The 12,335-nt window shown below is 63.9% G+C and carries 11 protein-coding genes; 6 read left to right on the forward strand and 5 right to left on the reverse strand.

What is annotated here, in order from left to right; all coding sequences use genetic code 11:
• Positions 1-45: 45 nt before the first annotated feature.
• The 4 genes from ABNP31_RS15475 to ABNP31_RS15490 all read right to left on the reverse strand — a co-directional run bounded on the left by ABNP31_RS15475 (position 46) and on the right by ABNP31_RS15490 (position 3,304).
• Positions 46-540 (reverse strand): GNAT family N-acetyltransferase, encoded by a 495-nt coding sequence (locus tag ABNP31_RS15475; RefSeq protein ID WP_085665110.1) that lies wholly within the window; start codon positions 538-540, stop codon positions 46-48.
• 249 nt (positions 541-789) lie between these two features.
• A complete protein-coding gene (gene catA / locus ABNP31_RS15480; RefSeq protein ID WP_350012482.1) occupies positions 790-1,725 on the reverse strand; it encodes a catechol 1,2-dioxygenase in 936 nt (311 codons plus the stop codon).
• A 43-nt stretch (positions 1,726-1,768) separates the two neighbouring features.
• A complete protein-coding gene (gene catC, locus ABNP31_RS15485) occupies positions 1,769-2,059 on the reverse strand; it encodes a muconolactone Delta-isomerase (RefSeq protein WP_350012483.1) in 291 nt (96 codons plus the stop codon).
• Positions 2,060-2,182: 123 nt separating this feature from the next.
• The gene (locus ABNP31_RS15490; RefSeq protein WP_085665112.1) at positions 2,183-3,304 is read right to left on the reverse strand and encodes a muconate cycloisomerase family protein; all 1,122 of its coding nucleotides are present in this window, start codon (positions 3,302-3,304) and stop codon (positions 2,183-2,185) included.
• A 135-nt stretch (positions 3,305-3,439) separates the two neighbouring features.
• Here ABNP31_RS15490 and catR point away from each other — a divergent pair, with 135 nt between their 5' ends.
• Complete coding sequence (catR, locus tag ABNP31_RS15495; RefSeq protein ID WP_085615336.1) at positions 3,440-4,312, forward strand: HTH-type transcriptional regulator CatR; 873 nt, start codon at positions 3,440-3,442, stop codon at positions 4,310-4,312.
• Positions 4,313-4,411: 99 nt separating this feature from the next.
• The gene (locus ABNP31_RS15500; protein WP_238066483.1) at positions 4,412-5,746 is read left to right on the forward strand and encodes a D-serine ammonia-lyase; all 1,335 of its coding nucleotides are present in this window, start codon (positions 4,412-4,414) and stop codon (positions 5,744-5,746) included.
• Positions 5,747-5,910: 164 nt separating this feature from the next.
• Here ABNP31_RS15500 and ABNP31_RS15505 read toward each other — a convergent pair whose 3' ends face one another.
• Complete coding sequence (locus tag ABNP31_RS15505; RefSeq protein WP_025338757.1) at positions 5,911-6,822, reverse strand: LysR substrate-binding domain-containing protein; 912 nt, start codon at positions 6,820-6,822, stop codon at positions 5,911-5,913.
• A 97-nt stretch (positions 6,823-6,919) separates the two neighbouring features.
• Between ABNP31_RS15505 and ABNP31_RS15510 the strand changes: the two genes are divergently transcribed.
• From ABNP31_RS15510 to ABNP31_RS15525, 4 genes are all read left to right on the forward strand, one after another.
• Positions 6,920-8,011: a tartrate dehydrogenase gene (locus tag ABNP31_RS15510; protein ID WP_350012484.1), complete on the forward strand. Its 1,092-nt coding sequence runs from the start codon at positions 6,920-6,922 to the stop codon at positions 8,009-8,011.
• A gap of 194 nt (positions 8,012-8,205) precedes the next feature.
• Entirely contained in the window at positions 8,206-9,804 is a 1,599-nt protein-coding gene (locus ABNP31_RS15515) for a BCCT family transporter (protein WP_350012485.1), read from the forward strand.
• Positions 9,805-9,943: 139 nt separating this feature from the next.
• Entirely contained in the window at positions 9,944-11,065 is a 1,122-nt protein-coding gene (locus ABNP31_RS15520; protein WP_085593088.1) for an aromatic ring-hydroxylating oxygenase subunit alpha, read from the forward strand.
• 77 nt (positions 11,066-11,142) lie between these two features.
• Positions 11,143-12,114 (forward strand): PDR/VanB family oxidoreductase, encoded by a 972-nt coding sequence (locus ABNP31_RS15525; RefSeq protein WP_350012486.1) that lies wholly within the window; start codon positions 11,143-11,145, stop codon positions 12,112-12,114.
• The last annotated feature ends 221 nt before the right edge of the window (positions 12,115-12,335 follow it).

Here is a 12,335-nt window from a genome sequence, read left to right on the forward strand (position 1 = left end):
AAAAGCCACGATCCCTTCAATTTGCGAACGAAGGCTGGCAACCCCTCAATGGCGGGCGCCCGTCACCAGGAAATTGAGCAAGCCCGGTTCGTCATCCAGGGCTATGGGCTGCGCCGGGCGCGACAGCTCGGCCAGCACGGCATCGCAGAAGGCCACGGCAGGCATGTCCTGGGCGTAGCAGCGCATCAGCCAGTCGCCCTCGCCGCCCAGCAGTTGCAATGCCACCGCCCGGCCGATGCCCTGTCGGCGGTACTTTTTCAGGATGAACAGGTCGGCCAGTTCGAACGCGTCGATGCCCGGCAGCTCGCTGCGTTCGACCAGCACGAAACCGGCGATGAAACCATCTGCCAGCACCAGGTACGCGCCCCAACCATCGGCCTGCCAGTAACGTTGCAGGTGCTCGTCATGGATATAGAAGCGGCCGTCCACTTCGACGTCTTCCTGCTCCCAGTCCGAGGACTCGTAGGCGTAGAACTGGTAGAGGTTGCGAATCAGCGGGGCCTGGTCGGCAGTGGTTGCCAGCAGTTCGATGGGCAGCATGGTGCGGGGGCTCGGGTAAAAAGGCGGATTCTAGATCAACAGCCCCTGGCAGCAAAAAGCCCAGGCCCTCCCCGCACGGAAAGGCCCAGGCAAAACCATCACAAGCACATCACTCATTGATTTAGCAGGCCCCTGTGGGAGCGGGTTCACCCGCGAACACCGGCACAGCCGGTGCCATACACCGTGTCGCATTCTTCGCGGGTAAACCCGCTCCCACAACGACCTCTACAACCGGAGCAATAACACCACTCAGGCCCCCTGCAACGCACGCGGGCGGTGGCTGCGCGCCTCGGCGTCCGGCGCCTTGGCCGCCTGCAGGTGGAAGTCGAACGCCAGTTCGGCAAAGCGTTCGCCCTCTACGCCGCGATCACGCGCTGCCGCCGCATCCTCGACAAAGCGCAGCTCGCCGACCAGCCCGTCACGGGTGGCATAGGCAAAGTCATCCCACAGGTACTTGTCGCCGGCCAGGTTTATCTGCGTGGTCAGATGGCGGTGCCCCGGCGCCGAGATGAAGAAGTGCACATGCGCCGGGCGCTGGCCGTGGCGGCCGAGCAGGTCCAGGCATTCCTGGGTTGGCCCCTGCGGGTCGCAGCCGTACCCCGACGGCACGATGGAGCGCGCGCGGTAACGCCCTTCGGCATCGGTGATGATGCGCCGGCGCAGGTTGTACTCGGACTGGGTCGAGTCGAAGTACGAATAGGTGCCCTGGGTGTTGGCATGCCACAGGTCAACAGTGGCGCCGGCCAACGGCTTGCCTTCGGCGTCGAACACCTGGCCCTGGAGGAACATCACCACGCCCGGGTCGCTGCCGTCGTCCATGCGCGCTTCACCCTGCGCCAGCGGCGCCCCCGCCACATACAGCGGGCCTTCGATGGTGCGCGGGGTGCCGCCAGTCAGGCCGGCCTCGGCGTCCTTGGCATCCTGCAGCAGGTCGAGGAAGTGCTCGATGCCCAGCCCCGCCGCCAGCAGGCCGGCTTCGTTACGGCCACCCAGGCGGTTGAGGTAGTCGACGGCATGCCAGAACTCGTCTTCGGTGATTTCCAGGTCTTCGACCAGGCGTGCAGTGTCCTGCAGCACACGCAGGATGATCTGCTTGAAGCGTGGGTTGCCTTCGGCATGGCCCAGGCCGGCCACTTCCTTGAAGAACGCCTGAACATCGGCAGTATGGGAAATTTTCACGGTCATCGTGCTTGCCTCATCTTGTTCTTGTCAGGTAGACAGGTGCGACTCAGCGGTCGTCGCTGTGAATCGACGAGGGGTGCCGGCACAGGCAGTCGACCTCGATGTCCATGTACGGGAACAGCGGCAGCTGCATCAGGGTGTCGTGCAGCGCCTCGACGCTGGGCACGTCGAACACGCTGTAGTTGGCGTAGTGCCCGGCAATGCGCCACAAGTGGCGCCAAATGCCTTCGCGCTGCAGGCGCTGGGCCAGTTCCTTTTCGTCGGCCTTGAGCCGGGCGGCCTTGGCCGGGTCCATGTCGACCGGCAGTTTCACGGTCATCTTCACGTGGAACAGCATGCTGGTATCTCCTTTCTCTGATTTGGCGCGAACACGGGCGAAGCCCGTGCCATCCACCGCGTCGCCTGCTTCGCGGCTAAAGCCGCTCCCACAGGGGTTGTGTGTTCTTTCAGCCAGCGTGACTCAGCAGCGGGCGAAGCGCGCCAGGCGCTGTTCGTCCAGGGTCAGGCCCAGGCCTGGGGTACGTGGAATGTGCAGCTGGAAGTCGCGGTACTGCGGCGGCTCGTTGACGATTTCTTCGGTCAGCAGCAGCGGCCCGAACAGCTCGGTGCCCCAGGTGAGCTGGCGCAGGGTCAGGAAGGCGTGAGCCGAAGCCAGGGTGCCGATCGAGCCTTCGAGCATGGTCCCGCCATACAGGGCGATGCCGGCAGCCTCGGCGATTTGCGCGGTGCGCAGCACGGCGCGCGGGCCACCGTTCTTGGCTATTTTCAGGGCGAAGATGCTGGCCGCGCCAATGGCGGCCAGGCTGAAGGCGTCCTCGACGCTTTCGATCGACTCGTCGGCCATGATCGGCGCCGGGCTGCGCTGGTTCAGGCGCACCTGGCCGCTGCGGTTGATGCGCGAAATCGGTTGCTCGATCAGGTCGATGCCGTTGTCGCCAAGCACCTGGCAGGCACGGATGGCCTGGGATTCGTCCCAGTACTGGTTGACGTCGACCCGCACGCTGGCACTGTCGCCCAGCTCGCGCTTGATCGCCATCACGTGCTTGAGATCCTGGGCCAACGGGTTGGCGCCGATCTTCAGCTTGAACACCCGATGCCGGCGAATCTCCAGCATGTGCAGGGCTTCGGCGATGTCACGGGCGGTGTCGCCGCTGGCCAGGGTCCAGGCCACTTCCAGGCTGTCGCGCACGCGGCCACCCAGCAGTTCGCTGACCGGCAGGCCCAGGCGCTTGCCCTGGGCATCGAGCAAGGCGCTCTCGATACCCGACTTGGCAAAGGTGTTGCCCTTGGCCAGCTTGTCCAGCTTGAGCATGGCGGCGTTGATGTTGTCTGCCGCCAGGCCGATCAGCGCCGGCGCCAGGTGCGCATCGATGTTGGCCTTGATGCCTTCGGGGCTTTCGTAGCCATAGGCCAGGCCGCCGATGGTGGTGGCCTCGCCGATGCCTTCCACGCCATCACTGCAGCGAACACGCAATACCACCAGGGTCTGCTGCTGCATGGTGTGCATCGCCAGCTTGTGCGGGCGAATGGTCGGCAGGTCGACGATAATTGCCTCTATACGTTCAATCAGCGCGCTTGTCATTGTTGCCAGGTCCCGTTGTTTCGGGCTGCCAGCCGCAGGCCCGAGTGGTGCATTTACTTGCTTGTTCAAGGATTGCGCGAGACCCTGATAGCCGTCCAATATCGAATGAATCTCCCACCATACCCTGGAGGTCTGATGGAGCTGCGCCACCTGCGTTACTTCAAGGTCCTGGCCGAAACCCTGAACTTCACTCGCGCCGCCGAGCTGCTGCACATTGCCCAGCCACCGCTGAGCCGGCAGATCAGCCAACTCGAGGACCAGCTCGGTACCTTGCTGGTGGCGCGCGAGCGCCCGCTGCGGCTGACCGAGGCGGGCCGCTTCTTCTACGAGCAGAGCTGCACCGTGCTGCAGCAGCTGGAGAACATCAGCGACAACACCCGTCGCATCGGCCAGGGCCAGCGCCAGTGGCTGGGGATCGGCTTTGCCCCCTCGACCCTGTACAAGGTGCTGCCGGAGCTGATCCGCGAGCTGCGCCAGGACAGCGAGCTGGAACTGGGCCTGAACGAGATGACCACGCTGCAGCAGGTGGAGGCGCTGAAAAGCGGGCGCATCGACATCGCCTTCGGGCGCATTCGCATCGATGACCCGGCCATTCACCAGCAAGTGCTGTGCGAGGACCCGCTGGTGGCTGTACTGCCCAAGGGCCACCCGCTGGCGAGCAGCCCGCTTACCCTTGCCCAGCTGGCTGGCGAGGCGTTCATCCTCTACCCGGCCAACCCGCGGCCCAGCTATGCCGACCATGTGCTGGCACTGTTCGCCCACCACGGCATGAGCATCCGCGTCAGCCAGTGGGCCAACGAACTGCAGACCGCCATCGGCCTGGTGGCCGTCGGCGTAGGCGTCACCCTGGTGCCGGCGTCGGTGCAGCAGCAGCACCGCACCGATATCGAATATGTAAGCCTGCTCGACAGCGGCGCCGTCAGCCCGATCATCCTCAGCCGACGCAAGGGCGATGTGAGCCCGATCGTGCAGCGCTGCCTGGCATTGATTGCACAACAGGCCGAATGAGCGCGCTCCCTGACCTCACGCGGTCGGTTGTAGGAGCGGCCTGCGCAGGCCAGAAGAATGCGCCCCCCGGGTCATCATCAACCAACAGGAAAAACCAGCATGATTCACGGCAAGACACTGCAAGCATGGTGCAGCTCCCACCCCCTGATCGAAGACCTGGTGGCCCTGCGCGAAACCCGTTGGTTCAACCCGCACATTGCCCCTGCCGCCCAGGCCCTGGCCGATGTCGGCCTGAACGCCGCCGATGTCAGTGCCGCCAGTGCCCGCCTGGCACGCTTTGCCCCGTACCTGGCCAAGGTGTTCCCGGACACCGCCACCAGCAGCGGCATCATCGAGTCGCCACTGCGCCCGCTGCCCACCTTGCACGCCACCTTGCTGCAGGAAGCGGGCCTGCCAGCCAGCGGTTCGCTCTGGCTCAAGGCCGACAGCGAGCTGCCGATCTCCGGTTCGATCAAGGCCCGCGGCGGTATTCATGAAGTGCTCAAGCATGCCGAAGACCTTGCCCTGGCAGCCGGCCTGATCAACCTCGACAGCGATTACCGGGAACTGGCCAGCGACCAGGCCCGGCAATTCTTCAGCCAGTACAAGGTTGCGGTCGGCTCGACCGGCAACCTCGGCCTGTCGATCGGCATCATGAGCGCCAGGCTGGGCTTTCAGGCGACCGTGCACATGTCGGCCGATGCCCGCCAGTGGAAGAAGGACAAGCTGCGCGCCCATGGCGTGAAGGTGGTCGAGTACGAAAGCGACTACAGCGTGGCAGTGGAGCAAGGGCGCCAGCAGGCGGCGGCGGACCCGAGCTGCTACTTCGTCGACGACGAGAACTCGCCACACCTGTTCCTCGGCTATGCCGTGGCGGCCGAGCGGCTGGCCGTCCAGTTCGAGGCCGCGGGTATCAAGGTGGATGCCGAGCACCCGCTGTTCGTCTACCTGCCCTGCGGGGTCGGCGGCGGCCCGGGTGGCGTGGCGTTCGGCCTGAAGCTGATCTGGGGCGACCATGTGCACTGTATCTTCGCCGAGCCCACCCACTCGCCCTGCATGTTCCTGGGGGTGTATAGCGGTTTGCATGACGCCACCAGCGTGCAGGATTTCGGCATCGACAACCTGACCGCCGCCGACGGCCTGGCGGTGGGCCGCCCTTCCGGCTTTGTCGGCAAGGCGATGCAGCGTTTGCTCGATGGTTATTACACGGTCAGCGACGAGGCGCTGTACCGGCTGTTGGTACTGGCCCATGACCAGGAGAACGCGCGGCTGGAGCCTTCGGCGCTGGCGGGGATGCCGGGCATGGTCAAGGTGCTTGAATCGCCTGAATACCTGGCGCGCATGGGCCTGTCGGCTGGGCGCATGGAGCGGGCCACGCACCTGGTGTGGGGAACCGGTGGCAGCATGGTGCCGGAGGCAGAGTTCGCAGCCTATCTGGCCAAAGGAAGGGGCTGAGGAATCGTCTCTGCTTTTGATGTCTGTAGGAGCGGCCTTGTGTCGCGATGGGGCGCGCAGCGGCCCCACATTTTCAGCTTTGCCGCTAATTTCGCCGGGGCTGCTTTGCAGCCCTTTCGCGACACAAGGCCGCTCCTACACAAAGCGGGTGTTGCAGGTAGGCTCTACCCCGGCAGGCTATAACGCTCGGCAAAGTACTGCCGGAAAAAGTCCACTGCCACTCGCACCTTGGCCGAACTGGCCAGCGGAGTGGTGTACACCGCCCAGATATCCGCCGGCTGGTGATAGTCCTCCAGCACCTGCACCAGGCGCCCGTCCTGCAGGCTGTCGTGCACATCCCACCAGGAACGCAGCAATATCCCGCGCCCGTCCAGGCACCACTGGTGCGCCACTTCGCCATGGTTGCTCGACAAACCGCCGGTCACCCGCACCCCCTCCTCACCCTCCGGGCCCATCAGCTGCCACACGCCAAACGGGTGGTCGCGCTCCTTGATCACCAGGCAGTCATGGCTGGCCAGATCGCCCAGCACCTTGGGCGTGCCGCGCCGGGCCAGGTACGCCGGCGCGGCGCACAGCACCCGGCGGTTGCGCGCCAGCGGCTTGGCAATCAGGTTGGGGGCGATGGCGTTGCCCACGCGGATATCCAGGTCGACGCCTTCGGCGATCAGGTCCACCAGGCGGTCATGCACGTCCAGGCGAATGTCCAGCCGCGGGTAGCGCTCGGCCAGCTCCGACAAGGCTGGCGCCACGAAGCGCCGGCCCAGGCCCAGGCTGCTGGCGATGCGCAGTTGCCCGGCCGGCTCGCGGTGCTGGGCGCTTATGTCATCACCCATGCGCTGCACCGCATCGAAAATCTGCAACGCCCACTGGTACACCCGCTCGCCCTCCTCGCTCACCGTCACCCGCCGGGTGGTGCGGTGCAACAGGCGCACTTCCAGGGTTTGCTCGAGCATGCGAATGCGCTTGCTGATGTACGCCGCCGACATGCCCAGCTCATCGGCCACGGCCGCGAAGCTGGCGCGCCTGGCCACTTGCAGGAAGATGTTGAGGTCGTCGAGGTTGGGCAGATTATTCACGTAGCGTGTTCCAAGAATCCATGAATGGCTAGATTATCTCCGGATCAAGCCCTTATAGCATGGCCAGCACCTGTTCCCTAGACAACGAGTGCACCCCATGAGCAAGACTTTCAGAATCGCGGCAATCCCCGGCGATGGCATCGGCAACGAAGTACTGCCTGAAGGCATTCGCGTGGTCGAGGCCGCTGCGCGCAAGCACGGCCTGGACATCAGCTTCGAGTTCTTCGAATGGGCCAGCTGCGATTACTACCTGGCCCACGGCAAGATGATGCCGGACGACTGGTTCGAACAGCTCAAGGGTTTCGACGCCCTGTACTTCGGCGCAGTGGGCTGGCCTGACAAGGTACCGGACCACATCTCCCTGTGGGGTTCACTGCTCAAGTTCCGCCGCGACTTCGACCAGTACGTGAACATCCGCCCGGTGCGCCTGTTCCCCGGCGTACCTTGCCCACTGGCTGGCCGTGAGCCAGGTGACATCGACTTCGTGGTCATTCGCGAGAACACCGAGGGCGAGTACTCGTCGCTGGGCGGGCGCATGTTCGAAGGCACCGAGAACGAGTTCGTGCTGCAGGAGTCGGTGTTCACCCGCCGCGGCGTCGACCGCATCCTCAAGTACGCCTTCGATGTGGCCCAGACCCGCCAGCGCAAGCATGTCACCTCGGCCACCAAGTCCAACGGCATGGCCGTGAGCATGCCGTACTGGGACGAGCGCACGGCGGCGATGGCTGCCAATTATCCGGAAATCAGCTGGGACAAGCAGCACATCGATATCCTCTGCGCGCGCTTCGTGCTGCAACCGGACCGCTTCGACGTGGTGGTGGCCTCGAACCTGTTCGGCGACATCCTCTCCGACCTCGGCCCAGCCTGCGCCGGCACCATCGGCATCGCGCCATCGGCCAACCTCAACCCCGAGCGCAAGTTCCCGTCGCTGTTCGAACCGGTGCACGGTTCGGCGCCGGACATCTATGGCAAGAACATCGCCAACCCGATCGCGATGATCTGGTCCGGTGCGCTGATGCTCGACTTCCTCGGCAACGACGGCGCCGACCCGCGCTATCGCGCCGCCCACGACGACATCCTCAAGGCCATCGAGCAGGTCATCGCCGCCGGTGAAGTGACCCGCGACATGGGCGGGCAGCAGTCCACCCAGCAAGTGGGCCAGGCCATCACCGCGCTGGTCGAGGCCTGATCCACCAGGGCCGATTGTCAGAAGTGTCTGACAATCGGCCCTTTGGCTCTTGCGAGCGGCGTGGATTGTATGCAAAATCTGTTAACCATTAGATATTCGTAAACCATAGGTTAACGACCAAGGAAGGAGTGGTACTGCAACACCCCGGATGCCTGCCGGGTAAAACAAGTACGCCAACGTCCCAGGAGACGATGATGTCGCACAAGAATAAAAAGATTGATGTGTTCCTGATTACCGTGAGCCTGATTGCCGTGCTGCTCACCGTGATCGGCCTTGCAGCCTTCCCCGCCCAGGCGGAAAGCGCCGCCAACCAGTTGTTCGAACTGTCCACCCGCACCTTCGGTACCAGCGTGCAGGTGCTGGTGTTCGGCAGTACCCTGGCCGTGCTGTACCTGGCCTTCAGCAAGTACGGCAACATCCGCCTGGGCAGCGGCAAGCCTGAATACGCCACCGCCACCTGGGTGTTCATGTTCATCTGCGCCGGCATGGGCTCGTCGACCCTGTACTGGGGCGTGATGGAATGGGCCTACTACTACCAGACCCCAGGCCTGAACATCGCCGCGGCCAGCCCCAAGGCGCTCGAGTACAGCGTTGGCTACTCGTTCTTCCACTGGGGCATCAGCGCCTGGTCGATCTATGCCCTGGCCTCGCTGGCCATGGCCTACCACTTCCATGTGCGCAAGAAGAGCGGCCTGAACCTGGCCTCGATCGTCGAAGCGGTGACCGGCTTCAAGGCTACCGGGCCGGTAGGCCGTAGCGTCGACCTGATCTTCCTGCTGACCATGATGGGCGCGCTGACCGTGTCGCTGGCCCTCACCGCCTCCACCCTCACCCGCGGCCTGCACGACCTGGCCGGCACCCCGGACACCTTCACCGTGCAGCTGCTGGTGATCGGTGGCGTGGCAGTGATGTTCTCGCTCAGTTCCTACATCGGCATCGATGGCGGCCTGCAGCGCCTGAGCAAGATGGTGTGCATCGGCGCGCTGGTGTTCGCCGCGGTGGTCCTGCTGGTCGGCCCGACCCAGTTCACCATCAACAACACCGCCAACTCGATTGGCCTGATGATCCAGAACTACGTGCACATGAGCCTGTTCACCGACCCAGCCGGCGACGGTGCCTTCACCCGCAACTGGACGGTGTTCTACTGGCTGTGGTGGGTGTCGTACGCACCAGGCGTGGCCATGTTCGTAACCCGCGTTTCGCGCGGCCGGCAGATCAAGGAAGTGGTGCTGGCCCTGCTGCTGGGTGGCAGCTTCGGTTGCTGGTTCTTCTTCGGCGCGCTGGAAAGCTACAGCATGCACCAGTTCATCACCGGTGCGGTGGATGTACCGAAGATGCTCGCCGAACAAGGCGGCGAATCGGCCGTGACCCACCTGCTGCTGGCGTTGCCATGGGGCCAGGTGTTCCTCGGTGTGTACCTGTTCATCATGGCCATCTTCTGTGCCTCGCACATGGATGCCGCAGCCTATGCGGTAGCCGCCACCAGCACCCGCAACCTGCGTGAAGGCGACGACCCGACACCGACCCACCGCCTGTTCTGGTGCGTGGTACTGACTCTGGTGCCACTGGCCATGCTGTTCGCCAAGGCCTCGCTGTCGACCATGAAGACCGCCGTGGTGCTGACCGCCATCCCGTTCATGGTGATCCTGCTGGTGAAGATCTACGGCTTCTTCAAGTGGATGATCGCCGACTACGGCCAGGTATCGGCCCACCTGATCGACGAAGAAGCGGCCCGCATGGCTGGCGAAGAGCCAACCGAGCAGGCCCCGCGCAGCGCCGCTGCGGTGCACTGACCGATGCTGTAGAAGCGAGCTTGCTCGCGATGGGGCTGCCAGGCAGCCCCAGGATAGCTGCAAATTTTTTTGCCTGATCTGTTAACCAACAGATACGCGTTAACCAATAAATACAAACCGAGCTTGTGAGAAACCTGTCATGAACGACTTCAAACGCCTGCCCGCCGATTTCTGCGCGAACGCCGACGAGGCCTTCACCATCCCCGCCAATTTCTACACCCAGGCCGCGGTGTTCGAGCACGAGAAGGAAGCGATCTTCGCTCGCAGCTGGATCTGCGTGGGCCACCGGAGTGAAGTGGCGGAGAACAACGCCTACATCACCCGCGAAGTGATAGGCGAAAGCATCATCGTCGTACGTGGCCGTGACAGCGTACTGCGCGCGTTCTACAACGTCTGCCCGCACCGCGGTCACCAGTTGCTCAGCGGCAGCGGCAAGGCCAAGAACGTCATCACCTGCCCGTACCACGCCTGGACCTTCAAGCTCGACGGCGAACTGGCCCACGCCCGCAACTGCGACAACGTGGTCAACTTCGACAAGGAAAACTCCACCCTGGTGCAGCTGCGCGTAGAGGAATACGCCGGTTTCATCTTCATCAACATGGACATGGACGCAGGCTCGGTAGAAGACCAGTTGCCAGGCATGCAGGCACGCATGCGTGAAGCCTGCGCGGTGATCGACGACCTGCACCTGGCCGCGCGCTTCGTCAGCGACACCCCGGCCAACTGGAAGTCGATCGTCGACAACTACCTGGAGTGCTACCACTGCGCCCCTGCCCACCCGGGCTTCTCCGACTCGGTGGACGTTGGCCAGTACAGCCACAGCCTGCACGGCAACTGGACCCTGCAATACGGCCTGGCCAAGCCTTCGGAGCAGTCGTTCAAGTTCGACGAGAATGTGAAAGACCCATCGTTCGCCGGTTTCTGGGCCTGGCCTTGCACCATGTTCAACGTGCCGCCAGGAGCCAACTTCATGACCGTGATCTACGAGTTCCCGGTCGATGCCGAAACCACCCTGCAGCACTACGACATCTACTTCCTCAACAAGGACATCAGCGAGGAGCAGCAGAAGCTGATCGACTGGTACCGCGAAGTGTTCCGCCCGGAAGACCTGCGCCTGGTCGAAAGCGTGCAGAAGGGCCTGAAGTCCCGTGGCTACCGAGGCCAGGGCCGGATCATGGCCGACCGCGAGCGCAGCGGCATGAGCGAACACGGCATTGCCCACTTCCACAACCTGATCGCCGTGGCCCACCTCGACGATTGATGGCAACCGCTCCACGTTTTTTGCACGTAAAGGTGCGCGGCAGGGCCTGCCGCGCACCCAGGCAGTCGAGGTGAACCATGGCCAACACATATGAAATGTTCAGCGTGCACGTTACCGCAGTGGAACAAGCCACGCCGCTGATCAAGCGCTTTACCCTGGCCCGCGAAGACGGCGCGGCGATGCCCGCCTTCACCGGTGGCAGCCACGTCATCGTGCAGATGCACGGCACCGACGGCAGCCAGTTCAGCAACGCCTACTCGTTGATGAGCGACCCGCGCGACACCCGCAGCTACCAGATTGGCGTGCGCCTGGAGGAGCAGTCCAAGGGCGGCTCGGCGTTCATGCACCAGCAGGTGGAAGTGGGCACCCGCCTGACCATTTCCTCGCCCAACAACCTGTTCGCGCTGGACCCGACCGCCGGCCGCCATGTGCTGATTGCCGGCGGCATCGGCATTACCCCGTTCCTGGCGCAACTGCATGAACTGGAAGGCGCCAGTGCCGACTACGAACTGCACTATGCCTTCCGCGCGCCGGAGCACGGGGCGTTCCAGGACCAGCTGGCCAACGGGCCGCACGCCGCCAACACCCGTTTCTACATCGACAGCCTCGATCGCAAGCTCGACCTGGCCACCCTGTGCGCGGGGCTGGACGAGCAGGCGCACCTGTACGTGTGCGGCCCCAAACCACTGATCGACGCGGTCATCGCCTGCGCCGCCCAGGCCGGCATTGCCGAGCACCGCGTGCATTGGGAACAGTTTGCCGCCACTCCGGTCACCGGCAGTGCCTTTACCGTGGTGCTGGCGCAGTCGGGTGTGGAGTTGCAGGTTGAAGAAGGCATGACCATCCTGCAGGCCATCGAGAAGTCCAAAGCCGCCAAGGTCGAGTGCCTGTGCCGCGAAGGCGTGTGCGGCACCTGCGAGACGGCCATCCTCGAGGGTGAAGCCGAGCATTACGACCAGTACCTGAGCGACGAAGAAAAGGCTGCCCAGCAGAGCATCATGCTGTGCGTCTCGCGTGCTCGCTCGGCGCGGTTGGTGCTGGACCTGTAACTGGTATTTCCAGCTTGTCGCGACCCCCTGTGGGAGCGGCCTTGTGTCGCGAAAGGGCTGCATGGCAGCCCCGGCAATTTCGCGTCGGGTCGAGATATGGGGGGCGCTTCGCACCCCTTTCGCGACACAAGGCCGCTCCCACATTGACTGGGTAAGGCTTCCAAAACCGTCAACCAAAAGTTGACAAGTTACGTATACTGGCAGGCTCTTGGCCCAGATCA

Origin of the sequence: Pseudomonas asiatica, assembly GCF_040214835.1 — a bacterium.
GTDB lineage: Bacteria > Pseudomonadota > Gammaproteobacteria > Pseudomonadales > Pseudomonadaceae > Aquipseudomonas > Aquipseudomonas putida_Z.